Origin of the sequence: Stenotrophomonas sp. BIO128-Bstrain, assembly GCF_030128875.1 — a bacterium.
Lineage (GTDB): Bacteria > Pseudomonadota > Gammaproteobacteria > Xanthomonadales > Xanthomonadaceae > Stenotrophomonas > Stenotrophomonas bentonitica_A.
Genome location: NZ_CP124620.1, coordinates 1,773,021 through 1,797,848 on the forward strand (window position 1 = coordinate 1,773,021; position 24,828 = coordinate 1,797,848).

Annotated in this window: 21 protein-coding genes; 15 read left to right on the forward strand and 6 right to left on the reverse strand. The window is 67.6% G+C overall.

The window, feature by feature from the left end; genetic code table 11:
• Window positions 1-49 precede the first annotated feature (49 nt).
• From POS15_RS07860 to POS15_RS07925, 14 genes are all read left to right on the forward strand, one after another.
• Complete coding sequence (locus POS15_RS07860; protein ID WP_070427596.1) at window positions 50-832, forward strand: ParA family protein; 783 nt, start codon at window positions 50-52, stop codon at window positions 830-832.
• Window positions 829-1,965, forward strand: coding sequence for a chemotaxis protein CheW (locus POS15_RS07865; protein WP_284129381.1), 1,137 nt, complete (start codon window positions 829-831; stop codon window positions 1,963-1,965). The genes POS15_RS07860 and POS15_RS07865 overlap by 4 nt, the downstream gene beginning before the upstream one ends.
• A gap of 88 nt (window positions 1,966-2,053) precedes the next feature.
• Window positions 2,054-2,362, forward strand: a complete 309-nt coding sequence (locus tag POS15_RS07870; protein WP_019182915.1) for an STAS domain-containing protein — start codon at window positions 2,054-2,056, stop codon at window positions 2,360-2,362.
• Window positions 2,359-2,724, forward strand: coding sequence for a response regulator (locus POS15_RS07875; RefSeq protein ID WP_019182916.1), 366 nt, complete (start codon window positions 2,359-2,361; stop codon window positions 2,722-2,724). Before POS15_RS07870 ends, POS15_RS07875 begins: the two co-directional genes overlap by 4 nt.
• Before the next feature lie 45 nt (window positions 2,725-2,769).
• Window positions 2,770-4,752 (forward strand): chemotaxis protein CheA, encoded by a 1,983-nt coding sequence (locus POS15_RS07880; protein WP_284129383.1) that lies wholly within the window; start codon window positions 2,770-2,772, stop codon window positions 4,750-4,752.
• 387 nt (window positions 4,753-5,139) lie between these two features.
• Window positions 5,140-7,383: a methyl-accepting chemotaxis protein gene (locus POS15_RS07885; RefSeq protein WP_284129385.1), complete on the forward strand. Its 2,244-nt coding sequence runs from the start codon at window positions 5,140-5,142 to the stop codon at window positions 7,381-7,383.
• Between the two features lie 183 nt (window positions 7,384-7,566).
• A complete protein-coding gene (locus POS15_RS07890; protein WP_019182920.1) occupies window positions 7,567-8,346 on the forward strand; it encodes a flagellar brake protein in 780 nt (259 codons plus the stop codon).
• Window positions 8,347-8,505: 159 nt separating this feature from the next.
• Window positions 8,506-8,997 (forward strand): chemotaxis protein CheW, encoded by a 492-nt coding sequence (locus POS15_RS07895; protein ID WP_019182921.1) that lies wholly within the window; start codon window positions 8,506-8,508, stop codon window positions 8,995-8,997.
• A gap of 173 nt (window positions 8,998-9,170) precedes the next feature.
• Complete coding sequence (locus POS15_RS07900; protein ID WP_019182922.1) at window positions 9,171-9,554, forward strand: hypothetical protein; 384 nt, start codon at window positions 9,171-9,173, stop codon at window positions 9,552-9,554.
• Between the two features lie 96 nt (window positions 9,555-9,650).
• On the forward strand, window positions 9,651-12,011 hold the full coding sequence (locus tag POS15_RS07905; RefSeq protein WP_284129389.1) for a methyl-accepting chemotaxis protein: 2,361 nt from the start codon (window positions 9,651-9,653) through the stop codon (window positions 12,009-12,011).
• Between the two features lie 179 nt (window positions 12,012-12,190).
• Window positions 12,191-14,464, forward strand: coding sequence for a methyl-accepting chemotaxis protein (locus POS15_RS07910; RefSeq protein WP_284129390.1), 2,274 nt, complete (start codon window positions 12,191-12,193; stop codon window positions 14,462-14,464).
• 53 nt (window positions 14,465-14,517) lie between these two features.
• On the forward strand, window positions 14,518-15,378 hold the full coding sequence (locus POS15_RS07915; RefSeq protein WP_284129391.1) for a CheR family methyltransferase: 861 nt from the start codon (window positions 14,518-14,520) through the stop codon (window positions 15,376-15,378).
• Entirely contained in the window at window positions 15,375-15,971 is a 597-nt protein-coding gene (gene cheD, locus POS15_RS07920) for a chemoreceptor glutamine deamidase CheD (protein ID WP_019182926.1), read from the forward strand. Before POS15_RS07915 ends, cheD begins: the two co-directional genes overlap by 4 nt.
• Window positions 15,968-17,038 (forward strand): chemotaxis response regulator protein-glutamate methylesterase, encoded by a 1,071-nt coding sequence (locus POS15_RS07925; protein WP_019182927.1) that lies wholly within the window; start codon window positions 15,968-15,970, stop codon window positions 17,036-17,038. The genes cheD and POS15_RS07925 overlap by 4 nt, the downstream gene beginning before the upstream one ends.
• A 23-nt stretch (window positions 17,039-17,061) precedes the next feature.
• Here POS15_RS07925 and POS15_RS07930 read toward each other — a convergent pair whose 3' ends face one another.
• The 6 genes from POS15_RS07930 to POS15_RS07955 form a co-directional block, all read right to left on the reverse strand.
• A complete protein-coding gene (locus POS15_RS07930) occupies window positions 17,062-17,937 on the reverse strand; it encodes an amidohydrolase family protein (protein ID WP_237740281.1) in 876 nt (291 codons plus the stop codon).
• Window positions 17,938-17,950: 13 nt separating this feature from the next.
• A complete protein-coding gene (locus tag POS15_RS07935) occupies window positions 17,951-18,973 on the reverse strand; it encodes an amidohydrolase family protein (RefSeq protein WP_284129394.1) in 1,023 nt (340 codons plus the stop codon).
• Window positions 18,974-18,996: 23 nt separating this feature from the next.
• Complete coding sequence (locus tag POS15_RS07940; protein ID WP_261997529.1) at window positions 18,997-20,292, reverse strand: carbohydrate porin; 1,296 nt, start codon at window positions 20,290-20,292, stop codon at window positions 18,997-18,999.
• Window positions 20,293-20,368: 76 nt separating this feature from the next.
• Window positions 20,369-21,682 (reverse strand): C4-dicarboxylate transporter DctA, encoded by a 1,314-nt coding sequence (gene dctA, locus POS15_RS07945; RefSeq protein ID WP_046273429.1) that lies wholly within the window; start codon window positions 21,680-21,682, stop codon window positions 20,369-20,371.
• Between the two features lie 42 nt (window positions 21,683-21,724).
• A complete protein-coding gene (locus tag POS15_RS07950; protein WP_284129396.1) occupies window positions 21,725-22,780 on the reverse strand; it encodes a 4-oxalomesaconate tautomerase in 1,056 nt (351 codons plus the stop codon).
• Window positions 22,773-23,444, reverse strand: a complete 672-nt coding sequence (locus POS15_RS07955) for a 4-carboxy-4-hydroxy-2-oxoadipate aldolase/oxaloacetate decarboxylase (protein WP_284129397.1) — start codon at window positions 23,442-23,444, stop codon at window positions 22,773-22,775. The genes POS15_RS07950 and POS15_RS07955 overlap by 8 nt, the downstream gene beginning before the upstream one ends.
• Before the next feature lie 101 nt (window positions 23,445-23,545).
• Between POS15_RS07955 and POS15_RS07960 the strand changes: the two genes are divergently transcribed.
• On the forward strand, window positions 23,546-24,799 hold the full coding sequence (locus tag POS15_RS07960; protein ID WP_345782486.1) for a LysR family transcriptional regulator: 1,254 nt from the start codon (window positions 23,546-23,548) through the stop codon (window positions 24,797-24,799).
• The last annotated feature ends 29 nt before the right edge of the window (window positions 24,800-24,828 follow it).

Here is a 24,828-nt window from a genome sequence, read left to right on the forward strand (position 1 = left end):
GCAGCCGCGTTGGCGCCGCCGTTCCGCCCGCAATGAAGGAGTGAACCGCATGCGTATCTGGGCTGTTGCCAATCAGAAAGGCGGCGTGGGCAAGACCACCACGACGCTCGCACTCGGCCGCGGCCTGGCCACGCAGGGCCACCGCGTGCTGTTGATCGATCTGGATCCGCATTCCTCGCTGACCCGCGCCTTCGGCGTGCCGTTGGATCCGCCGCCTCAGGGTGTGCTGGAGCTGTTCGCCACGCCGCCGGCCGAGTTGCCCACCCTCGCCCGCCACAGCGACATCCCGGGCCTGGACTACGTCTGCGCACAGGCGGCACTGGCCACGCTGGAACGGCGCAGCGCCAACCAGCCGGGCCTCGGCCTGGCCCTGCAGAACGCGCTCGGCCGTCACCAGGGCCAGCATGACTACATCCTGCTGGACTGCGCGCCCACCCTGGGGCTGTTGATGATCAACGCACTGGCCGCGGCCGACCGCCTGATCATCCCGACCCAGGCCGAGCCACTCGCCCTGCATGGCCTGGATGGCATGGTCCGCACCGGCGAGATGGTCGAGCGCTCGCGCCGCCGCGCGCTGCCGATGTCGATCCTGCCGACCCTGTTCGACCGCCGCACCCGCGCCGGCAACGAGACCGTCAAGCTGATGCAGGACAAGCATGGCCATCGCGTCTGGGAAGACGCGATTCCGGTCGATACCCGCATCTGCAATGCCGCCAGCCTGACCGTGCCGCCGCAATCGGAGGATTACCCCGGCCGTGGCCTGGCCGCGTATCGCCGCGCGCTGGAATGGATCCTGGCCGACGATGCACAGCAGATGGAGCGCGCGGCATGAACACCGCCGGCGTGCTCGACGATTACCTGGAGCAGCTGCTTGGCGACGCGATGCCGCCGCCGGCAGCGTCACCGGTGGCCGTCGCGACGGCCGACACCGTCGAAGCGACCGGCGGCCTCGACGCTGCACCTGCGACTGTCGAAACGGCCAGCGCCGACGCGGCGCCGGCCACCGACGAACAGACCGCCGCTGGTACAGCGCCGGCGGCAGACGACCCGGTTGTCCCGCCAGGCTTCAGTGACCTGCTCGACGAGCTTCGCGACGATCCGCTGCTGAGCGGCGCCATGACGCTGCCCACGGCGGGCGCTGCACTGGACGCCGAGGCAGCCTCGGCTGCCATCAGCGCGCCTGCACCGGGATTCGACGACCTGCTCGACGAACTTCGCAACGATCCGCTGCTCAGCGGCGCGATGCCCGCGCCCGCCGAAGAAGCGCGCCCCAGCTGGGACGACCTGCCGCCCGAGGTCGTCTACGAAACCGATCCCATGCCCGCAGGCGCCAGCACGCCAGCCGAATTGTCCGCGCCTGTCGCGCCAGTCGCCCGCGCACCGATTGCCCGGCAGATGCCCTCGATGCCACCCATGCCGGCAGCAACGAGTGCCCGCGCCGGCACGCCCTCATTGGCACAGAGCCGGCCCGGCAGCTGGGAAGAGTTGCAGCGCCAGGCACGCGACCCGGCCTCCAGCCCGCGCGAGAACCGCCGTGCCAGCGAGCGTACCTCGCGCTGGCTGCGCCTGCGCTGCGGCGCCCAGGCCTACGCGCTCGAACTGCTCAAGGTCCAGGAAGTGGTCCTGCCCGTGCCGCTGCTGCCGCTGCGCGGCACCTCCCCGGCGATGCTGGGCATCATGAACCTGCGTGGCCAGGTCGTGCCGGTAATGGACCTGGGCCTCCACCTGGGCAGCAGTGCGGCCGGCAATGACGCCAACACTCGCATCGTGGTGCTGGAGGAGAACGGCGAGACCATGGGCCTGCGCGTATCGGCCGTGGAGGATGTCGCCAATCTCACCGATTCCCAGATCGAGCCCCCCGACACCGCCCGCATCTGCCAGATCTCCAACGACCTGTTCCGTGGCGTGGCCCGGTGCGGCGCCCAGCCGATGATCCTGCTGGACGCGACCCAGTTGCTGAACTGACCAGCACCCACGCGATCGCCCACGCCGCCCCTAAAGCTTTGTGGGTTCGGGCCGTTATCTCTCTCGGAACCGTTTGTCCGGAGCAATGATGAGCACTGTGGCCCTGGGTGATGATCTCGGTATCGAGACCAGCACCGAGCTGAAAACACGTTTGGCCCCCCTGGTGGATCAGGCCGGCGATCTGACGCTGGATGCCAGCCAGATCGGCCGTATCCATACCGCCTCGGTGCAGGTGCTGTGCGCATTCGTCGAGGCCCGCCGCAAGGCCGGGCATCCCACCGGATTCCACGGTTGCACCGCAACCTTCCGTGATGCCGCGCGACTGCTCGGCGTCACCCAGGCCCTCGGCCTGGATGCACCCCATGACAACCTGAAATCTGTGGAGAACGCTGCATGAGCGCACGTATCTTGGTGGTGGACGATTCGGCGTCGATGCGCCAGATGGTCTCTTTCGCCCTCACCTCGGCCGGCTTTTCCGTCGAGGAAGCCGAAGACGGCGCGGTCGCCCTCGGGCGTGCCAAGGGCCAACGCTTCAACGCGGTGGTCACCGACGTCAACATGCCCAACATGGATGGCATCTCGCTGATCCGTGAGCTGCGCCAGCTGGCCGAATACAAGTTCACGCCGATGCTGATGCTGACCACCGAATCGGCTGCGGACAAGAAGTCCGAAGGCAAGGCCGCCGGTGCCACCGGTTGGCTGGTCAAGCCGTTCAATCCGGAACAGCTGGTGGCCACCGTCCAGAAAGTCCTGGGCTGATCCCGCTTCACCTTTCCCTCCCCTCGCAACCGGACACCCCGCACCATGAGCATGGATCTGCAACGTTTCCACGCCACCTTCTTCGAAGAAAGCCGCGAGGGGCTGGATGCGATGGAAGCTGGCCTGCTGGCGCTCGAATCGGGCCAGCAGGACCCGGAGATCATCAACTCGGTGTTCCGCGCCGCGCACTCGATCAAGGGCGGCGCCGGCACGTTCGGCTTCGATGCGATCGCCGCGCTGACCCACGTGCTGGAAACGCTGCTGGACGAACTGCGCGCCGGCAAGCGCGCGCTGGAGCCGGCCGCGGTGGACGCGATGCTGGCCTCGGTGGACGTGCTGCGCGCCCTGCTGCGTGAAGCAGAGCACGGCCAGGCGGCAGACCCGCAGGCGGTTGCCGAGGTCAAGGCGCGCCTGGAAGCGGTGCTGTCCGGCCAGGCCGCCACCGTGGCGCCGGTCGCCGCCGCCAAGGTCGATGACACGCCCGAGGCGTGGCAGATCGGCTTCGTGCCGGCACCGTCGCTGTTCATGAGCGGCAACGACCCGCTGCGCATCATCCGCGAGCTTGAACACCTGGGCTCGCTGCAGGTTGCCGCGCGCCTGGACCGCCTGCCCGGCTTCGACCAGCTCGATCCGCTCGAAGCGCACCTGGCCTGGGACCTGGGGCTGGTCGGCAAGGTGCCGCGCAGCAAGATCGAAGATACCTTTGCCTGGGTCGTGGACGACTGCGAACTGGACATCCGTCCGGCCGCGCCGCCGAGCCTGGCCACCAGCGCGCCGGCCGAGGCCAAGCCTGCCGTCGCCCCCGCCATCGCCCCCGCCGCACCGGCCGCAGCAGCACCGGCCACCGCCGCACACGAAGCTGAAACCTCGATCCGCGTCAGCGTGGACAAGGTCGATGCGCTGATCAACCTGGTCGGTGAACTGGTCATCACCCAGGCCATGCTCAAGCAGGTCTCGCACGCACTGGATCCGGCACAGGCCGAGCAGTTGCTGACCGGGCTGGACCTGCTGGAACGCAATACCCGCGATCTGCAGGAAGCGGTCATCGGCGTGCGCATGCTGCCGGTGGATGCGGTGTTCCGCCGTTTCCCGCGCCTGGTCCGCGATCTCTCTTCGCGCCTGGGCAAGCACGTGCGCCTGCGCACCATCGGCGAAGGCACCGAGCTGGACAAGGGCCTGATCGAAAAGATCGCCGACCCGCTGGTGCACCTGGTCCGCAACTCGATCGATCACGGTCTGGAAATGCCGGACGTGCGTCGCGAGGCGGGCAAGGACGAAACCGGCACGATCACGCTGGCCGCCTCGCACCAGGGTGGGCACATCGTGATCGAAGTCAGTGACGACGGCCGCGGCCTGAACCGCGACAAGATCCTGTCCAAGGCGCTCGAGCGTGGCCTGAGCGTGCCGGACAACCCCACCGACGCGCAGGTCTGGGACCTGATCTTCCAGCCGGGCTTTTCCACCGCCGATGCCGTCACGGATCTGTCGGGGCGTGGCGTCGGCATGGACGTGGTCCGCCGCAACATCCAGGCACTGGGCGGTGAGGTGCAGCTGGAAAGCCAGGCCGGCAACGGCACCCGCGTGCTGATCCGCCTGCCGCTGACGCTGGCGATCCTGGATGGCATGACCGTCTCGGTGGCCGGCGAAACCCTGATCCTGCCGTTGGCCTACGTCCTCGAAGCCCTGCAGCCGCAGGCCGACGATGTGCGCACCATGGCTGGCGAGGGCCGCGTGCTGCGCGTCCGCGGCGAGTACCTGCCGATCCTCTCGCTCAGCGAGTACTACGGCTACGGCGGGCGCGCGCTGGACGATCCGCTGGTGGTCGTCGTCGAGGGCGATGGCCAGAAGATCGCGCTGGAAGTGGACGAACTGGTCGGCCAGCAGCAGGTGGTGGTCAAGAACATCGAGAACAACTACCGGCGGATCAGCGGCGTGTCCGGCGCAACCATCCTGGGCGATGGCCGGGTCGCGTTGATCGTGGACATCGGCGGCCTCGTGCGTTCGCTCAAGGTGCCGCAGGCCGCGTAACGCCGCTGCCATCGCGTTGGTCCCGACGCCGCCGCTCCCCCGGGAGCGGCGGCGTTCGTTCGTGGGCGCGCGGTCCCATGCGCGTGGGCCGGAAAGTGTGACCTTCATCCACCGCCTCGCCCTCGTGATTGCCCTGCCAACCGTTCGCCACGGTATGGCCGATCCGCCCATAACCCTTGCAACAGCAACCATCGGCGACCGATGAACCGCAGCTGCGCTTGTGAAAAAAATGTGACGTCGCACTATCAAGTTGCAACGGATCGACGCCGCTATCCGAAGTAGCGACCACGGCAACCGGCTCGCGCCTGCGCTCCACCCTCTCCCACCCCGCTGATTCCGCCCAGCACCCCACGGCTGTGCGCCACTGCCCTGCCCGGAGTTTCAACCATGAAGTGGTTCCACGACCTGCCCATCGCCCGCAAGCTGGCGGTAGGGTTCACCCTCACCACGTTGATGACGCTGGCCCTGGGCAGCTTCGCCCTGGTCCGCCTGGGCGAGGCCAACGCGCAGCTGCGCGCGATGAGCACCAACGACATTCCCTCGGTGCAGCACCTGGGCGAAGTTCGCGCGCAGCTCGGCGAGTTCCGCACCTACGAAATGGCGCAGCTGACCGTGCTCGACAAACCCGAGTCGGTTGCCGACTACGACAAGCGCATGGCCGACACCGGCAAGGTCGTCAACGCCGAGCTGGCCGCGTATGCCGCCCTGCCGGCCGGCGACAAGGAACGCCAGTTGTATGACGTGGTCGCCGCGCGCACCGCCGATTACTTCAAGGCCAACGGCCTGATCAAGGAAGCGATCGCCGCCGGCGACGGCGTCACCGCCCAGCAGATTTCCGATGAGCAGTCCCGCCCGGCACGCCGCGCCCTGTTCGCCGCGCTCAAGGAGCTGGGGGAGTTCAGCAATGGCGTGATGGCCAGCCGCATCGAGACGGCCAACGCTACCCACCAGAACAGCGTCTACGCGATCATCGGCTGCATCGTGCTGCTGTCGCTGCTGGCCGCCGTGATGGGCGTGGTCATCTCGCGCGCCATCACCCGCCCGCTGGGCCAGGCCGTGCACGCCATCCAGTCGGTCGCCCGTGGTGACCTGTCGGTCAACATCCAGGCCACGAGCAGGGATGAAGCAGGCAAGATGCTGGCCGCCACCCGCGACATGACCGTGATGCTGCGCCGCTTCTCCGAGCAGACCCAGCAGATGGTCGACATGCACGCCGGCCCGGACATCAGCCACCGCATCCCGGAAGATTTCCCCGGCGTGTACGGCCAGCTGGCCGTCGGCATCAATACGGTGATCTTCGAGCACCTGGATGCGATCCAGGACGCGATCAACGTCCTCAACCAGTACGCCGCCGGCGACCTCTCCCCCGATGCCCGCCGCCTGCCCGGCAGCCGCGCGATCCTGCACGAATCGATGGATGCGGCCAAAGCCAGCCTGCTGGCGATCAATACCCAGATCCAGGCACTCGCCCAGGCGGCCGCGGCCGGTGACTTCACCCAGCGTGGCGATGCGACGCGCTTCGACCACGACTTCCGGGTCATGATCGAGCACCTCAACACCATGATGCAGGTCGCCGATGGCAACCTGTCCCAGCTGTCGCACCTGCTGCAGTCGATCGCCAACGGCGACCTGACCGCCCGCATGCAGGGTGAGTTCCACGGGGTGTTCGCCTCGATGCGCGACGATGCCAACACCACGGTCGCCCAGCTGACCCGGATCGTCGGCCGCATCCAGCAGGCCTCTTCCAGCATCAGCACCGCAGCTGGCGAGATCGCCTCGGGCAACAACGACCTGTCCCGCCGTACCGAGCAGCAGGCCGCCAACCTGGAAGAAACCGCCGCGTCGATGGAGGAACTGACCTCCACCGTGCGCCAGAATGCCGAACACGCCCGTCAGGCGAACCAGCTTGCGATCGGCGCACATTCGGTCGCCTCGCAGGGCGGTGACGTGGTGGGCCGCGTGGTCAGCACCATGCACGAGATCGACGCCTCCTCGCGCCGCATCGCCGACATCATCACCGTGATCGACGGCATCGCCTTCCAGACCAACATCCTGGCATTGAACGCCGCGGTGGAAGCGGCCCGTGCCGGCGAGCAGGGCCGTGGTTTCGCCGTGGTCGCCTCCGAAGTGCGCACCCTGGCCCAGCGTTCGGCCGGTGCGGCCAAGGAGATCAAGGGCCTGATCGACGAATCGGTCGGCAAGGTTGCCGAAGGCTCGCAGCTGGTCAACCAGGCCGGCGCGACCATGGGCGAAATCGTGGCCTCGGTGCAGCGCGTGACCGACATCATGGCCGAGATTTCCGCGGCCTCGCAGGAACAGTCGGCCGGCATCGAGCAGGTCAACCAGACCGTCGTGCAGATGGATGAGACCACCCAGCAGAACGCCGCGCTGGTGGAAGAAGCCACTGCCGCCGCCCGTGCCATGGAAGAACAGGCCGGTCACCTGACCGACGCTGTCGCACTGTTCAAGCTGGACAGCCACGCGCACGCGGCACCGGCCACCGTGGTCCATGCACCGGCCGCGCCACGAGCCGTCGCAGCGGCCAAGCCGCGCAGCGTCGTTGCCGCACCGCGCCGGGTCAGCCCCCGCGAACCGGCCCTGGCCAACGACACCGAGTGGCAGGAGTTCTGATTGCGCCTGCCACGTGATCACGCGCCCTTCGACACCCCGCTCCGGCGGGGTGTCGTCGTTTCGGCAGGGCCATCGCGCACCGCCGCGCTGCAATTGCCCCTACATAAATGTGAACTACTGCCGATAAACGGACAGAGCCCCGGCATCTACGCCTGCCGGCACCCGCCCAACCCAGCAGATTCCATGTCCGAAGGCAGCCTCGACGCACACGACCGCCCCCATGGCATCCACGACGATGCCACGGATGACAGGTACCTGGTCCGCAACCCCCGCCAGATCCGGCAGTTGCTGCAGGCGCTGATCGACCAGCGTTCGTTGATCAACGCCCATCTCGGCGGCCGTGACCAGTCCTTCCCCACGGCCGTCCTGGAACTGGACGAAGACGACGACTGGCTGCTGCTCGACGGCAGCCCGTCCGAGCCCTCCAACCGCGCCGCCGAAGAAGCCGGCCACCTGCTCTGCTTCGCCCAGCTGGACCGGGTGATGGTCCGCTTCCGCCTGGACGGGCTGGAGCGCGTGCGCAACCAAGGCCATGTCGCCTTCCGCGTGCCGTTCCCGCAGGAACTGGTGCATCTGCAACGCCGCGAACTGTACCGGCTGGAAACGCCGATCACCGATTCCCCGCACCTGCAGTTCCCGGTCAACGAAGACCGCAGCGAAGCGCTCCAGCTGCGCGTAGTCGACATCAGCGGCGGTGGCCTGGCCGTCACGGTGCCGGTGGACTGCAACGTGTTCTCCCTGCAGAAACGCTACGCCGCCCGGCTCGACCTCCCCGACGGCAGCCCACTGCACGTCTCGCTGATCGTCTGCAACCAGTTGGCGCTCAAACTGCCCAACGGGGCGGAGATGAAGCGGATCGGCATGCGCTTCGACGACCTCCCGCGCGGCGGCGACAGCGCGATCCAGCGCTACATCTTCCGTATCGACCGGCAGCGGAGTGCGCGGAAGAACGGGGAGAGTTGATCGCTGCTTCAACGGCATGGCGTCGCCGCATCCCTGCGGCTCATGGTCCCGACTGAAGGCAGGGTTTGGGTGGGTGGAAGCTAAAGTCGCCCCCGGGCAGGCCGATATCCAGCGTGACCCCCGGTTTTTCGACCGCCACGCCCGACCCAGGACCCCTCGATGAACGACAAGAACAGCAACGCCGCCAGCGACGGCGGCGAGTACCTCAGCTTCACCCTCGGCGCCGAGCACTACGGCGTGGACATCCTCAAAGTCCAGGAAATCCGCGGCTACGACTCCGTCACCCGCGTGCCCGATGCCCCGGATTACATCAAAGGCGTCATCAACCTGCGCGGCACCATCGTCCCCGTCATCGACCTGCGCCTCAAACTGCGCCTGGAAAATGCCACCTACGATGCCTTCACCGTGATGATCGTCCTCAACGTCGAAGACCGCGTCGTCGGCATCGTCGTGGACAGCGTCTCCGACGTCATCCCGCTCGCCGCCGACCAGATCCGCCCGACCCCCGAATTCGGCGCCGCCGTCGATACCCGCTTCATCTCCGGCATCGGCACCCAGGACGACCGGATGCTGATCCTGCTGGATATCGAAACCCTGCTCGACAGCGCCGACATGGGCCAGGCAGCGGTCATCGACGACGTTGCCGCCTGAGACATCCGTCACAGAAAAACGGCAGTCACGCCGCTGCCGCCGTCTGCAACGGCCACCGTCGAAAAAATTGCTTCAGTTCCCCCCTGACCGGCCGATAGCTGGTTTCAGAACCCGGCTGCACTGGATCGCCCATGGCCGGGCCACCTTGCCCATATCCCCGGAGAATTTTCCCGATGAAGTCCCTGCTTGCCCTGTTCTCGGTCGCCGTGATCGCCTCTTCCGCCTCCACTGCATTCGCCCAGTCCGGTGAAATGATTCCGCCGGAACTGGCACCGCGCTCGGTCGGCAAGGACGGCATGGTCTGCGGCAAGGTCGAAAAGGCCCGCTACGCCGAAGGCTCCGAAGGCCAGCCGACCTTCCTGTACATGGGCGGCGCCTTCCCGCGCCACACCTTCTCGGCCCGCATCGCCGGCGCCAACCGCGACAAGTTCAGCTTCCCGCTGGAATCGCTGGAAGGCAAGACCGTCTGCGTGATCGGCAAGATCGCCCGCGATGCCTCGCGTGCTGAAATCGAAGTCAGCTCGCCGGCCGGCCTGAAGCTGGCCAACATCAAGTAACTGCCCGTTCGCCCTGCCACGCCGGCCCTGGCCGGCGTGGTCGCTGCAACCGGCCCCGACGGCCGGACGCGTTTGCCACTGGAGACCGCACCTGCCATGCCGTGGATCAACAACCTCAAACTGATGCCCAAGTTGATGCTGACTTTCGGCGTCCTCCTGCTGGTGATGCTGCTGCAGGGCATCGTGGCCTATCGTGGCCTGCACTCACTCAACAACGTCACCACCGAACTGGCCGGCCCCCGGATGGACAGCATCCGCACTGCCGGTGAGCTGCGTGGCATGGTCGGCGAGTACCGCAACTCCGCCTACCAGGGGCTCATCCGCGCCAGCGATGACGTCAAGGCCGAAGCCAAGGCCCGCGCCGCGGAGCTTCGCACCCAGATCGACGCCTCGATCAAGAAATACCCCGCGCTGATCGACAATCCCCAGCAGAAGAAGCTGTTTGACACCTTCGCCAAGGATTGGACCGATTCGCTGGCGTCCTACGACGCCGTTACCGAAATGCTCGAGCTGGACCTGCCCGACGATGCCGTGGACACCTTCGTCGGCGAAACCCGCGCCAAGCACCGCAAGGCCTCGGCGGCGCTGGAAGCGCTGATTGCTGAAGACAACCGTCTCGCACGCGCCTCCCGCGAGGAAGCCGAATCCACCTACGCCGCCTCGGCCACGCTGACCGTCATCACCCTGCTTGGCGGCGCCGCCCTGGGCCTGGTGCTGGTGTATCTGTTTGCCCGTTCGCTGGTGGGCAGCATGCGCGGCGCCGTCTCGGTCGCCAACGATGTCGCCAGCGGCAAGCTGGACGGCCATATCGACGTCAGCCGCAAGGATGAAGTGGGCGATCTGCTGCAGGCCATGCAGCGCATGCAGCGCGACCTGCGCGAGCGCACCGAAACCGACCAGGCCATCGCCCGCGAGAACCTGCGCATCCGTACCGCGCTGGATTACAGCTCCACCGGCGTCTACCTGACCGATGCCCACCACACCATCGTCTACAGCAACCGCGCCCTGCAGCAGACGCTGAGCCAGTACGAAGCCGACATCCGCAAGGACCTGCCGGACTTCGACGCCGCCGCTTCGCTGATCGGCAAGTCGGCCGCGACGCTGGAACATGGCAGCGAAATCGCTCCCAAGACCCTGGCCCAGCTGCAGCAGCATGGCGTCAGCCGCCGCCCGATGCAGTTCGGCCAGGCCCAGTTCGCCCAGGTGATCTCCTCCATCGCCAACGAGCAGGGCGAGACCGTCGGCCACGTCATCGAATGGCGCGACCGTACCCCTGAAGCCCTGGTGGAAGCCGAAGTTGCCCGCGTGATCGCCCAGGCAGCGGCCGGCGACCTCTCCGGCCGCATCGACAGCGACGGCAAGGAAGGCTTCTTCCTGCAGCTGGCCCAGCAGCTCAACGGTCTGCTGGATGCCAACTCGGCCAGCATCGAACAGGTCTCCAACCTGCTCGCCTCGCTCTCGCAGGGCGACCTGACGGTGCGCATGCACGGCGACTTCCAGGGCGTGTTCGCCCGGATGCGCGACGATGCCAACGCCACCGCCGAACAGCTCAGCGGCATCGTCACCCGGATCAAGCACTCCAGCCAGCAGATCAACTCGGCCGCCAGCGAGATCGCCACCGGCAACAGCGACCTGTCGCGCCGCACCGAGCAGCAGGCCGCCAACCTGGAAGAAACCGCCGCATCGATGGAGGAGCTGACCTCCACCGTGCGCCAGAACGCCGAGCACGCCCGCCAGGCCAACCAGCTCGCCATCGGCGCACACAGCGTCGCCTCCCAGGGCGGTGATGTGGTCGGCCAGGTGGTGACCACCATGAGTGCGATCCAGACCTCGTCCAAGAAGATCGCCGAGATCATCTCGGTCATCGATGGCATCGCCTTCCAGACCAACATCCTGGCGCTGAATGCCGCGGTGGAAGCGGCACGTGCCGGCGAGCAGGGGCGTGGCTTTGCGGTCGTCGCCTCCGAGGTGCGCACCCTGGCCCAGCGCTCGGCCAGCGCGGCCAAGGAGATCAAGGGCCTGATCGACGACTCCGTCGGCAAGGTCAACGATGGCTCGGCGCTGGTGCAGAAGGCCGGCGCCACCATGGGCGAAATCGTCGCCTCGGTGCAGCGCGTGACCGACATCATGGCCGAGATTTCCGCAGCTTCGCAGGAACAGTCGGCCGGCATCGAGCAGGTCAACCAGACCGTCGTACAGATGGATGAGACCACCCAGCAGAACGCCGCGCTGGTGGAAGAAGCCACCGCCGCTGCCCGTGCCATGGAAGAACAGGCCGGTCACCTGACCGACGCGGTGTCCATCTTCAAGCTCGACGAGCAGGAGATCGCCCCGGCGCCGGTCGTGGCCGCACCGCCGCGCGCCGTGCGTGCGCCGCTGGCGCAGGCCGCGGTACGTCGCCCGGCCTCGCGCCCGGTGGCCACCGAACTGGCCGACGGCGACTGGCAGGAGTTCTAAGCCCGCCACGCACCACGCGGAAAGGCCCCGATGCATGCGCATCGGGGCCTTTTTTCTGCGCGTTCCACTGCGGCGCCGCCCGCAACCTGAATACGCTCAGTCGAGCGGACTCAATCGTGGCGACCTGCGGCCGATAACAGCATTGCCGCGACATGTCTGTCGATCAAAGACCCCTGCCCATGAATCTACTCAGCCGCTGGAACCAGTCCTTCTCCAACCTGTCCGTCAGGCGCAAGCTCAACCTGCTGACCGCACTCATCGCCGTCGGCGTGATCGCGCTGGCGATCATTGCTGCCCGCATGCAGTACCTGGACCTTGCCGAAACCCGCAAGGAAGCGCTGAAGACCCAGGTCGAACTCAGCTACGGCATCCTGGCGCACTACACCCGACTGGCCAGTTCCGGCGAGCTGACCGAAGAGGCCGCCAAGGCAGCGGCGTTGCAGGCGCTGGACGTGATGCGTGCCGACAATGACAGCGCGTACTACAACGTGCTCGGCACCGACTACACCCTGTTGATGCACCCCTTCGCGCGTGACCGCGTGGGCAAGGTGCAGAAGGACTACACCTCCAAGGACGGCGTGCCGATCTATCTGCAGCAGGTCGACATGGCCAGGACCGGCGGCGGCTACACGTATTACAAGACCACCAAGCCCGGCAATGACGCCCTGATCGAGAAGGTCACCTACGCCGGCATGTACGCCCCGTGGCAGTGGGTCATCACCAGCGGCGTGTACATGGATGACGTGCAGTCCGACGCATTGGCCTTCACGGCCGTGATGACCGCCAGTGGCGGCGCCGTGGTGCTGATCGTGCTGGGGCTGAGCTGGCTGATCGGCAACCGCATCACCCTGCCCCTGCGCCAGGCCACCCACGTGGCCGAAAGCATCGCCCGCGGCAAGCTGGACAGCCGCATCGGTGAGCAGGCGCACGACGAGCCCGGCCGCCTGCTGGAAAGCATGGCGCGCATGCAGGAACAGCTGCATGCGGTGATCAGCGGCCAGCGCGAGATGGCCCGCCGCCACGATGCCGGCAGCACCGGCTACCGCATGGACGAAACCGCCTTCCCCGGTGAGTACGGGCTGATGGTGCATGAAACCAATACCCTGGTCGGCGCACACGTGCAGACCATGGATGCGGTGCTGGCGGTGGTGCAACGCTACGCGCAGGGCGACCTCAGCGCGGACATTGCGCGCTACCCCGGTGAGAAGGCCGCCATCACCGCCACCGTGGATGCGGTCAAGCAGAACCTGGGCAACATCAACGGCGAGATCCAGCGCCTGGCCGCGGCAGCCGCCGCCGGCGATTTCAGCCAGCGTGGCGACACCGCCCGCTTCGATCACGATTTCCGCCGGATGATCGGCCACCTCAACGCGATGATGCAGGTCAGCGATGACAACCTGGGCAAGCTCTCCCAGCTGCTCTCGGCGATCGCCGAGGGTGATCTGACCGCACGCATGCACGGCGACTTCCAGGGCGTGTTCGCCACCATGCGCGACGATGCCAACGCCACCGTCGCGCAGCTGACCCAGATCGTCGGCCAGATCCAGGAGGCCGCGGGCAGCATCAACCTCGCCGCCGGCGAAATCGCCACCGGCAACAGCGATCTCTCGCGCCGTACCGAGCAGCAGGCTGCCAACCTGGAAGAGACCGCGGCCTCGATGGAGGAACTCACCTCCACCGTGCGCCAGAACGCCGAGCACGCGCGCCAGGCCAACCAGCTCGCGATCGGCGCCCACACCGTGGCCACCCAGGGCGGCCATGTCGTCGGCGAAGTGGTCACCACCATGGCCGCGATCCAGACCTCTTCGAAGAAGATTGCCGAGATCATCTCGGTCATCGACGGCATCGCTTTCCAGACCAACATCCTGGCGCTGAACGCCGCGGTGGAGGCGGCACGTGCCGGGGAACAGGGACGTGGTTTTGCCGTGGTCGCCTCCGAGGTGCGCACCCTCGCCCAGCGCTCGGCGGGTGCGGCCAAGGAGATCAAGGGCCTGATCGACGACTCTGTCGGCAAGGTCGCCGAAGGCTCGCAGCTGGTCAACCAGGCCGGCGCGACCATGGGCGAGATCGTCGCCTCGGTGCAGCGCGTGACCGACATCATGGCCGAGATCTCGGCGGCCTCGCAGGAGCAGTCCGCCGGCATCGACCAGGTCAACCAGACCGTGGTGCAGATGGACGAGACCACCCAGCAGAACGCCGCCCTGGTGGAAGAAGCCACGGCTGCCGCCCGCGCGATGGAAGAACAGGCCACCCAGCTGGCCGATGCCGTGGCCATCTTCCGCCTGGACAACCAGGTCGCGCAGGCCGTCAGCGCGGTCACCGCCCGCGCGGTTGCCGGGATGCCGCCGGTGCGTCCCGTCAGCCGCCCAACGCCGGCCGCCCCGCGTGCCGCCACGCCGATGCGTCCCGCGCGCAGCACGCTGGCCGATGACGGCAACTGGCAAGAGTTCTGAGTGCCCGCGGCGATCACCCGGTCGCCGCATCCCCTTCCCCTGCGAGTCCGCCCGTGTCCACGCCCCCCGCCAACGCCGCTTCACCGAACGCTCGCGAATTCGAGTTCGCCGACCGCGACTTCCGCCGCGTCTGCGAACTGATCTACCAGCGGGTCGGCATTTCGCTGGCGCCGGCCAAGCGCGACATGGTCTACGGCCGGTTGTCGCGCCGGCTGCGGGCGCTGGGCATGCGCAGTTTCAGCGAGTACCTGGACCAGCTTGAAGCCCACGGCGGCGACGAATGGCAGGCGTTCACCAATGCGCTCACCACCAACCTGACCGCCTTCTTCCGCGAGCCGCACCACTTCGAGAAGCTGGCCGAGGAACTGCGCCTGCGCGCCGGCCAGGGCACGCTGCAGCTGTGGTCGTGCGCGGCCTCCACCGGTGAGGAGCCCTACTCGATGGCGATCACCGCCTGCGAGACCTTCGGCACGCTCAAGCCGCCGGTGCGCATCCTGGCCACCGACGTGGACACCCAGGTGCTGGCCACCGCCAGCCGTGGCGTCTACGCGATCGACCGCGTCGCCGGGCTGGATCCGGCGATCCGCAAGCGGTACTTCCAGCGCGGCACCGGTCCCAACGAAGGTCACTGCCGGGTCAACCCCGCGCTGCGCGACCTGATCGACTACCGCCCGCTCAACCTGCTCGCCACCCGTTACGACGTTGGCGGCCCGTTCGATGCCCTGTTCTGCCGCAACGTGATGATCTACTTCGACAAACCCACCCAGCGCGGCATCCTCTCGCGGCTCATCCAGCACATGGGCGATGACGGCCTGCTCTACACCGGCCACTCGGAGAACTACCTGCACGCCGCCGACCTGATCCAGCCCTGTGGCCGCACGCTGTACAAACGCGCGACGGGAGCGCCGGCATGAGTCTGCCGATCCGCAACGACGAGGTGATGCGGTATTTCGACAGCCGCTTCCAGGTCACCGCGGCCAAGCTGCTGCCGACCCAGTACCTGGCCGTGGACGACGCCACCGCGTTGACCACCACCCTGGGCTCCTGCGTGGCCGCCTGCCTGCGCGACCCGGTGCTCAAGATCGGCGGGATGAACCACTTCCTGCTGCCCGAGGGCAACGTCGGTGATGGCGCGCCTGCACGCTACGGCAGCTATGCCATGGAACTGCTGATCAACGACCTGCTCAAGCGCGGCGCCCACCGCAAGCGCCTGGAGGCCAAAGTGTTCGGCGGTGCCAACGTGCTCAAGGGATTCACCAGCAATCCGGTCGGCACCCGCAACGCCGAGTTCGTCCGCCAGTACCTGCAGGCCGAGCACATCCCGATCATCGCCGAGGACCTGTGCGGCATCCACCCGCGCAAGGTGTGGTTCTTCGCCGATACCGGGCGCGTGGTGGTGCAGCGACTGCCGCACGCCCACGAAGCCGAAGTGGCCGCGACCGAATCGGCCGTGCGCGCCCGCCTGTCCAAAGCCCCCGTCACCGGTGGCGTGGAGCTGTTCGAATGAGCCACGGTGAGCCCTGCAAGGTCCTGATCGTCGACGACTCGGCGGTCGTGCGCCAGATGCTCAGCGAGATCCTCGCCAGCGATCCCGGTATCGAGGTGGTCGGCACCGCGGCCGATCCGCTGCTGGCGCGCGAGAAGATCAAGCGCCTGGCGCCGGATGTGATCACGCTGGACGTGGAAATGCCGCGCATGGACGGGCTGGCCTTCCTGGAAAACCTGATGCGCCTGCACCCCCTCCCGGTGGTGATGATTTCCTCGCTGACCGAGCGCGGTGCCGACACCACCCTGCAGGCGCTGGCGCTGGGCGCGGTGGACTTCGTCTCCAAGCCCAAGCTCGACGTCGCCCGCGGCCTGCAGGGCTACGCCGAGGAGATCATCGCCAAGGTCAAGATGGCCGCGCGCTCGCGCGTGCGGCCCCTGTCGCGGCCGAACCCGCCGCGCATCACGCTCGATGCGGTTGCGCCCGTGGCCGTGCCCCGCTCCATCCAGTTCCGCACCACCGACCGCCTGATCGCCATTGGTGCCTCGGCCGGGGGTACCGAAGCCCTGCGCGTGGTGCTGGAGGGCCTGCCGGCCGACGCCCCGGCGGTGGTGATGACCCAGCACCTGCCGGCGCAGTTCAGCACCCCCTTCGCCGAGCGCCTGGACCGCCATTCGGCGATGTCGGTGCGCGAGGCCACAGACGGTGAAGCGGTGCTGCCCGGCCACGCCTACCTGCCCCCTGGCGGCAAGCACCTGCGCGTGATCCGCGATGGCGCCCGCTGGCGCTGCCGGATCGACGATGGCCCCCCGATCAACCGCCACAAGCCGGCGGTCGATGTGCTGTTCCGCTCGGTGGCCGAAAGTGCCGGGGCCAACGCCATCGGCGCCATCCTGACCGGCATGGGCGACGACGGCGCCCGCGGCCTGCTGGACCTGCGCAATGCCGGCGCCCCGACCCTGGTGCAGGACGAGGCCACCAGCGTGGTCTGGGGCATGCCCGGCAGCGCGGTGAGGATCGGCGCGGCCGAGGAAATGGTGCCGCTGGAGCGGATCGCCGAGCGCTTGATGGCGTTGGCGCGCAGCTGACCCCGACGGACCGCCCGCTGGCCCTATGCCCAGTACAACCGCATCGGGTTGTCCACCAGCAGCTTGCGCTGCAGCTCGGCGGTCGGCGCGATCCGGGGAATGACATCCACCAGCGCGCCGTCATCGGGCATATGCGATTTCAGGTTCGGGTGCGGCCAGTCCGTGCCCCACAGCACGCGATCGGGGAAGCGCTCCACCAGATGCCGGGCGAACGGCACCACGTCGTCGTAGGTCGGCGGGCCGCTCCGTGACAGACGCTCCGGGCAGCTCACCTTGCTCCACACATTCGGGTGCTCGGCCATCAGCCGCACGAACTGCTGGAACGCCGGGCCATCCACGGGTTGGGTGACGTCCGGGCGCCCCATGTGGTCCACCACCACGGTGGTCGGCAACGAGGTGAAAAAGCCCCAGCGTTCGGCCAGGTCAGCCGCCTCGAAGTAGACGACCACGTGCCAGCCCAACGGCGCGATGCGCTCGATGATCGCGCGGTAGTAGGCATCCGGCTTGGGGTCGACCAGCCGCTTGACGAAGTTGAAGCGGACCCCGCGCACGCCAGCTTCGTGCAGCGCTTGCAGCTCTGCATCGGTCACACTATCGCGTACGGTCGCTACGCCACGGGCGCGGCCTTCCGCGCTGCGCAGGGCGTCGACCAGGGCGCTGTTATCGGCGCCGTGGCAGGTGGCCTGTACGATCACGTTGCGCTCGAAACCCAGCCGGTCGCGCAGCGCGAACAACTGGTCCTTGCCCGCGTCGCACGGGGTGTACTTGCGCTCGGGGGCATACGGAAACCGGTCGCCCGGGCCGAACACGTGGCAATGCGCATCCACCGCGCCGGGCGGCGGCACGAAACCGGGCACGCTCGGGTCCGGGCAGAAATCCAGCCAGTCAGCGTCTTTCACGAACGTCGTCATTTCACAGACCCCTTGCCTTCAGCTGTGCATCCAGGCGCGGATAGACGCGCCGCGCGTTGCCTTCGCAAACCTTGTAACGGTCGCCTTCGGACAGGCCCAGCGCGTTCACGTAGCGCAGCGTGTCGTCGAAGAACTGCCCGGTCTCCGGGTCAATGCCCCGCACCGCGCCCACCATTTCCGAGCCGAACAGGATGTTGTCGATGTCGATCACCTTGAACAGCAGATCGATGCCCGGCTGATGATAGACGCACGTATCGAAGAACACGTTCTTCATGACGTGCTCGTTCAGCGGCGGCTTGCCCAGCATGTCGGCCAGCCCGCGGAAGCGCCCCCAGTGGTAGGGCACCGCGCCGCCGCCATGCGGGATGATGAAGCGCAGGTCGGGGAAGTCACGGAACAGGTCACCCTGCAGGAACTGCATGAACGCCGTGGTATCGGCATTGAGGTAGTGCGCGCCGGTGGCATGGAAGTTGGCATTGCAGCTGCCCGAGACGTGCACCATCGCCGGCACGTCCAGTTCCACCATTTTCTCGAAGAACGGATACCAGGCGCGGTCGGTCAGCGGCAGGCCGGTCCAGTGTCCGCCGGACGGGTCGGGGTTGAGGTTGCAGCCGACGAAGCCGAGTTCGTTGACGCAGCGCTCCAGCTCGGCAATGGAGTGGGCGATCGGTACGCCAGGCGACTGCGGCAGCTGGCACACGCCGATGAAGGTTTCCGGGTAGAGCGCCACCACGCGGGCGATCAGGTCGTTGCAGCGGCGGGTCCACTCGGCGCTGACCCGGTCATCGCCGATGTGGTGGGCCATCGTGCTGGCGCGCGGGGAAAAGATGGTCATGTCCGCACCGCGCTCGCGCAGCAGGCGCAGCTGGTTGCCCTCCACGCTCTGGCGCAGTTCCGCATCGCTGATGTCCGGATAGACCGGCACAGGCAGCGAGGGATCGTTGTAGTGCGCGATCTGCTGTTTGCGGAAGGCGTCGTGGCTGGCGGGGGCGGTCGTGTAGTGACCGTGGCAGTCGATGATCATGCAAGGGCCTCGTGGGGGAGGAATCACCAGCCGAACAGCTGGGCGAAGTGGATGTCCACGCGCAGCCCGACGATCAGCGCATCGGGGATGTCGGTGGTGCGGGTCGGCGCGTAGATGGGGTCGGGGTTGATGACGTACTGCAGGTTGGGCATCACGCGGATCCCCTTGTGCACGGCCCAGCCGTAGCTGAGTTCGGCGATGATCTCGTCCGCATGAGGAGCCCCGCTGCCGCCGTTTCGGGTGCGCCGGTCGCGCAGGAAGTCGATCTGTTCATCGCTGAAATGGGTGTTGGAGACGAACATCGCCAGCGTGTCCTGCTCGCGGCCGGCGAAGGTACCGGTCTTGACGAAGCCGGCCGAGAAGAAGGTATCGATCGGTGCTTCGTTGCCCGTGTTCACGTATGCCCGTGCGAACAGCGCGAGGTTGCGCTTGCCTTCGCCACGCCAGACGGTCTGGTCGGCCATCGCATACCCGCCCGCCCGCGCACCGTCCTGCACGGCGGTCGGTCTGCCGGTCAGCGCCGCGGAGTTGCCGTCGGCGTCGTAGTAGGAGCTCTTGCCCCCATCGCTGTTGCGGTACATGCCCAGCCGGTAGGTCCGTGGCAGGCGGTCATTGGCGAAGCTGGTCTGGTAACCCACTTCATAGGCGGTGATGGTGCCGGTGCCCTCGCCCACCGAAAAGTCCAGGCCGTTCTTGCCAGCCTTGTTCAACTCGTTGTTGTAGTCGAACGCGCCAGCCTGCGCATACCAGCGCTCGTTCACGTCGTAGCGCACGATCCCGGCCCAGGACGCGTTCGGGTAGGCGGTGATGCCCAGGTCGGTGATCGCCCCATACGGGGTCAGGCACATCGCGTTGCTCATGAACACGCAGTTGAGCGCGGAGCTGTTGAAGTAGCTGTTCACCGGGGCGCGCCCGGCGATGATGCTCAGGCCGTTGTCGAAGCGGTGGCGCAGGGTCAGGCGGGTCAGGCGCCCGCCGGCCACCGGCCGCCAGGTCTGCTGGGCACTGATCGAATTGCCGATCTTCTCGCGTGCCAGGTTGCGGCCAGCGAACCAGGCCCACTGCGCGTCGACCTCGGTGTTGTGGATACCCCACAGCGTGTCCAGATCCAGCTTGGACTGGGCCATCACCCAGTACGAGCCTTCGGTGCCCTGCTCGACACCGCCGACCGGATTGGAGGCGACGTTGCCGACCAGGTCCAGCGTGAGATCAACGCCATCAGGCAGACCGCCCTGGGTTGCAGAGGACGCGGCGAACGCCGGCGCCGCCAGGCTGGCAGCCACCAGCAGGGAAAGGGTGTTACGGGAGAAACGGGACACAAGCGCCTCCTGTGCGCGGCCGGAGCCGCGCAACGGATGGATGTCGGGAGGCCGCGGCAGCGCCGCGGCGGGAGGATCAGACCGTGGCGGCGGTCAGCACGCGGCGGCGCAGGCGGCGGGTGCCGATCTGCTCGGCCAGCACCTTCTCATCCAGCTTGCCTTCCCACTTGGCGATGACCAGCACCGCGATCGCATTGCCGATCAGGTTCACGAAGGTCAGCCCCTCGGCCAGGATCCGGTGGATGCCCAGGATCAACGCGATGCTCGCCACCGGAATGGTGCCGGTCGTGCCCAGCGTCGCCGCCAGCACCACGAATGCCGCACCGGCCACGCCGGCCGCCCCTTTGGAGGTCAGCAGCAGCACCGCGATCAGGCCCAGCTGGTGCCAGACGGTCAGTTCGGTGTTGGTCGCCTGGGCCAGGAACAGCGCCACGGTGGTCAGGTACAGGCAGGTGCCATCCAGGTTGAACGAGTAACCGGCGGGGATCACGAAACCGACCACGCCTTCCTCGCAGCCCAGCTTCTTCATCTTCTCGATCAGGCGCGGCAGCACCGTTTCGGTGGAGGTGGTCGCCGCGACGATCACGATCTCATCGCGCAGATAGCCCAGCAGCCGCCACAGGCTGGCGCCGGTCCACCAGCACACGCTGCCCAGCACCAGCACGGTGAACAGCCCGCAGACCACGAAGAACTCGATGATCAGCTCGCCCAGCGACAGCAGCGAGCCGGCGCCGAACTGGCCGACGGTGAAGGCGATCGCACCAAACGCACCGATCGGGGCGAAGTACATGATGTAGCCGATGATCTTGAACAGCGCGCCCGAGGTCGACTCGATCACCTTCATCACCGGCGCGCCGCGCTCGCCGATCGAGGCCAGCGCCACGCCGAACAGCACCGCCACGAACAGCACCTGCAGCACATGCGCTTCGGTAAAAGCGCTGACCAGCGTATTGGGGATGATCGCCATGATGTAGGACACGATCGACTGGTCGTGCGCACTGTGCACATAGCCCTGGATGCTGGCCATGTCGATCGTGGCCGGGTCGATGTTCATGCCGGCGCCCGGCTTCCAGACATCGACCACGACCAGGCCCACGATCAGCGCCAGGATGGTGATGACTTCGAAGTAGATCAGCGACTTCAAGGCCAGGCGGCCCACGCTGCGCATGTCGCGCATGCCGGCGATGCCATGCACCACCGTGACGAAGATGATCGGACCGATCATCATCCGGATCAGCTTGATGAACGCATCGCCGAAGGGTTTCATCGCCGAGCCGATGTCTGGCTGCAGCCACCCCAACAACACACCGATCAGCGTACCGGCCAGCACCTGGAACCAGAGCTGGCCAACAATGCCGAAGCGGCTCGGCCGCTTCTCTACAACGGTCATATCAACCCTCCCAGGTCACAAGAATAAGGACGTCGTGCGTATTCAGTCGAACAGCACGCCGTCGAAGAGCTTCCGCGCAGTGCGCAGTACGGCGGCGCGGGACACCTGCCCGGCCGTATCCAGATCAAGCACGGCCGCGGTGCTGCCGCTGGGATGTTCGATCTCCAGCGTCTGGTGCAGGCCGCCGGGCAGCACCGCCAGGGCGTGCGCGGGTGAGTCCGGCAGCAGGCAGGCGGTGGCGACCGTCACTGCACCGAGCACGCCGATGGAGGCGTGGCAGCGGTGCGGAATGAAGGAACGGACGCTGATCACCCCGCCCGCGCGCGGCGCGGCCACCAGCATGATCTTGGGCACCGACTGGGCACGGACATCGCCGAGCCGCATCAGCGGGCCGGCCTGCAGGCGGATGGCCTCCAACCGTGCCTTGAGCGCCTCGTCCGCATCCAGCGTGGCGCGGTCCTCATGCCCGCTGATCCCGACATCGCCGGCACGCAGCACCACGCACGGCATGCCGTTGTCGATCAGTGTCACCTGCACGCCGTCGATGACATCCACGGCCTGGCCGGTCGGCAGCAGGGCACCACAGCTGGAGCCAGCAACATCGGCGAACGCCAGCGGCACCGGCGCGGCGCTGCCAGGGACACCATCGATGCGCGCCTCACCGTCGTAGGCCACCTTGCCCTGCGGCGTCTGTACGCTGGCCACGGCGAGCGTACCGGTGTTGCACATGAAGATGCGCACCTCGGTCTGATCCGTGGTGGCGGCAACCAGCCCGCGCTCGATCGCGAACGGGCCGACCGCGGCCAGCATGTTGCCGCAGTTCTGCGCATCGCTCACCACGGCCTGGTCCACGAAAACCTGCAGGAACAGGTACTCCACGTCGGCATCGGCGCGACTGGAAGGCGCCACGACGGCGACCTTGGAGGTCAACGGATCGCCGCCGCCCATGCCATCGATCTGGCGCGGATCGGGCGAACCGAACGCACGCAGCAGGAAGGCATCACGCGCGGCCGGCTCGGCGGGCAGCTCCGAAGCGAGGAAGAACCCGCCCTTGGAGGTGCCACCGCGCATCCACATCGCGCGCACGCCCTTACTCATAGCGCAGGCCCTTGGCCGCCAGGCGCTCACGCATCTGGTAGATGTCCAGGCCGAGCTCGCCGTTGGCCAGGCGTTCGCGCTTGTCAGCCTCGCGCGCCTCGCGCGCCCGTGCGTCGGCGGCAACCCGGTCTGCATCGGCACGCGGCACGATGCAGACGCCGTCATCGTCTGCGATCACCACGTCGCCCGCCTGGACCAGCGCCCCGCCGCAGACCACCGGCACGTTCACCGAACCCAGCGTTTCCTTGACCGTACCCTGTGCGTGGACCGCGCGGCTCCAGACCGGAAAGCCCATCGCGGTGAGGTCACGCACGTCGCGCACGCCGGCATCGATCACCAGCCCGCGGCAGCCGCGCACCTGGGCCGAGGTCGCCAGCAGATCGCCGAAGTAGCCGTCAGTGCAATCACTGGTGGGCGCGACCACCAGTACATCGCCCTCGCGCAGCTGTTCGATCGCCACGTGCATCATCCAGTTGTCGCCCGGCGGCACCGACACAGTGACCGCGCTGCCGGCGATGCGGACGCCGCTGTAGATCGGGCGCAGCCGTGGATGCAGCAGGCCGCTGCGGCCCTGCGCTTCGTGCGCGGTGGCGACACCGGCCTCTGCCAGCACCTGGATCGCCGCCGGAGCAGCGCGTTCGATAGAAGAGACTACCCGGGACATCCATCCATCCTTCGTTGACGATGACGCAGTCTGTCGTCGCCCGGTCTGCCCCCTCAAGATCGTTTTTCGAAACAGCCATTGGGTTTGGTTATAGTTGATCCATGAGCCGCCCTCTGGATCTGAACCTCAAGCATCTGCACGCCCTTGCCGCCGTCTACCACCACGGCGGCATCAGCGCCGCCGCTCCGCACGTGAACCTGTCCCAGCCGGCCCTGACCCAGGCCATCGCGCGGCTGGAGAAACAGTTGGACGCGCCGCTGTTCGACCGGCAGCCCGGTGGCATGTCGCCCACCGAGGCGGCCGACCTGCTGGTCCCCCGCATCGAACGCGCGCTGGACTACATCACGCACGGGGTCCGCGTGGCTCGTCGCGCGCAGCGGTTGCCGGCGATGCCGGCTGTCGAACGCCGCGTCACCCTGGGCCAGCTGCGCGCCTTGGCGGCGGTGGATACGGCCGGCAGCTTCACCCTGGCTGCCAGCCGCGCGGGCGTGTCGCAGCCCGCGATCTACCGTGCGGTGCACGAGTTGTCCGAGGTGATCGAAACACCGCTGACCGTGCGCCGAGGCAAGACCGTGCAGCCCACTCCGGCGGCGACGCGCATGCTGCGCCTGGTCCGGCTGGCCCTGTCCGAACTCGGCGCCGGCATCGATGAACTCGCCTCGCTGCGCTCGCAGCAGGGCGGCCGGGTTTCGCTGGGGGTCATGCCGCTCGCGCGGGCGATCCTGCTGCCCCAGGTACTGGCACGCTTCGCGCGGGGCTATCCGGGCGCCACGGTGAACGTGATCGAAGGCCCCTACGCCGAACTGCTGGGCGATCTGCGCGAGGGCAGCCTGGACCTGTTGATCGGCGCGATGCGCGACAGGCTGCCGGTGCGCGACATCGCCCAGGAAGGGCTGTTCGACGACGACCCGGTCATTGTCGCGCGCAGCGGTCATCCCCTGGCCGCGACCAAGGGCTTCGGCTTTGCCCGGCTGCTGGACTACCCGTGGGTGATCGCCGCGACCGGCGCACCCGTGCGGGCGCGCTGGGAACACATGTTCCGGCAGCACGGCCACGAACCGCCGCGGCTGCGCATCGAGTGTGGTTCGGTGTTGATCACGCGCGGCCTGCTGCTCGAAGATGATTGGCTCACCTTGATGTCGCGCGATCAGTTCGTGTTCGAACGTCGCGCCGGCCTGCTCTGCGAGGTCGGGCGGGCCGGTGATGACCTGCGCCGCCGCATCGGCCTCACCACCCGCGCCGATTGGCACCCTACCCGGCTGCAGCAGGCGTTCGTGGAAACCTTCCGCCAGGTCTGTGCCGAGCGCAATGAGGTGACCGACGACGCCTGGCCGTTCCGGTTTCCGGCAACCTGATCGTGCATATGAAAAAACACCCGGCTCGC

Bases quoted from the DNA above. Each gene is read 5' to 3' on its own strand.
- POS15_RS07860 (WP_070427596.1), top strand. From the start codon at position 50: ATGCGTATCTGGGCTGTTGCCAATCAGAAAGGCGGCGTGGGCAAGACC.
- POS15_RS07865 (WP_284129381.1), top strand. From the start codon at position 829: ATGAACACCGCCGGCGTGCTCGACGATTACCTGGAGCAGCTGCTTGGC.
- POS15_RS07870 (WP_019182915.1), top strand. From the start codon at position 2,054: ATGAGCACTGTGGCCCTGGGTGATGATCTCGGTATCGAGACCAGCACC.
- POS15_RS07875 (WP_019182916.1), top strand. From the start codon at position 2,359: ATGAGCGCACGTATCTTGGTGGTGGACGATTCGGCGTCGATGCGCCAG.
- POS15_RS07880 (WP_284129383.1), top strand. From the start codon at position 2,770: ATGAGCATGGATCTGCAACGTTTCCACGCCACCTTCTTCGAAGAAAGC.
- POS15_RS07885 (WP_284129385.1), top strand. From the start codon at position 5,140: ATGAAGTGGTTCCACGACCTGCCCATCGCCCGCAAGCTGGCGGTAGGG.
- POS15_RS07890 (WP_019182920.1), top strand. From the start codon at position 7,567: ATGTCCGAAGGCAGCCTCGACGCACACGACCGCCCCCATGGCATCCAC.
- POS15_RS07895 (WP_019182921.1), top strand. From the start codon at position 8,506: ATGAACGACAAGAACAGCAACGCCGCCAGCGACGGCGGCGAGTACCTC.
- POS15_RS07900 (WP_019182922.1), top strand. From the start codon at position 9,171: ATGAAGTCCCTGCTTGCCCTGTTCTCGGTCGCCGTGATCGCCTCTTCC.
- POS15_RS07905 (WP_284129389.1), top strand. From the start codon at position 9,651: ATGCCGTGGATCAACAACCTCAAACTGATGCCCAAGTTGATGCTGACT.
- POS15_RS07910 (WP_284129390.1), top strand. From the start codon at position 12,191: ATGAATCTACTCAGCCGCTGGAACCAGTCCTTCTCCAACCTGTCCGTC.
- cheD (WP_019182926.1), top strand. From the start codon at position 15,375: ATGAGTCTGCCGATCCGCAACGACGAGGTGATGCGGTATTTCGACAGC.
- POS15_RS07925 (WP_019182927.1), top strand. From the start codon at position 15,968: ATGAGCCACGGTGAGCCCTGCAAGGTCCTGATCGTCGACGACTCGGCG.
- POS15_RS07935 (WP_284129394.1), bottom strand. From the start codon at position 18,973: ATGATCATCGACTGCCACGGTCACTACACGACCGCCCCCGCCAGCCAC.
- dctA (WP_046273429.1), bottom strand. From the start codon at position 21,682: ATGACCGTTGTAGAGAAGCGGCCGAGCCGCTTCGGCATTGTTGGCCAG.
- POS15_RS07950 (WP_284129396.1), bottom strand. From the start codon at position 22,780: ATGAGTAAGGGCGTGCGCGCGATGTGGATGCGCGGTGGCACCTCCAAG.
- POS15_RS07955 (WP_284129397.1), bottom strand. From the start codon at position 23,444: ATGTCCCGGGTAGTCTCTTCTATCGAACGCGCTGCTCCGGCGGCGATC.
- POS15_RS07960 (WP_345782486.1), top strand. From the start codon at position 23,546: ATGAGCCGCCCTCTGGATCTGAACCTCAAGCATCTGCACGCCCTTGCC.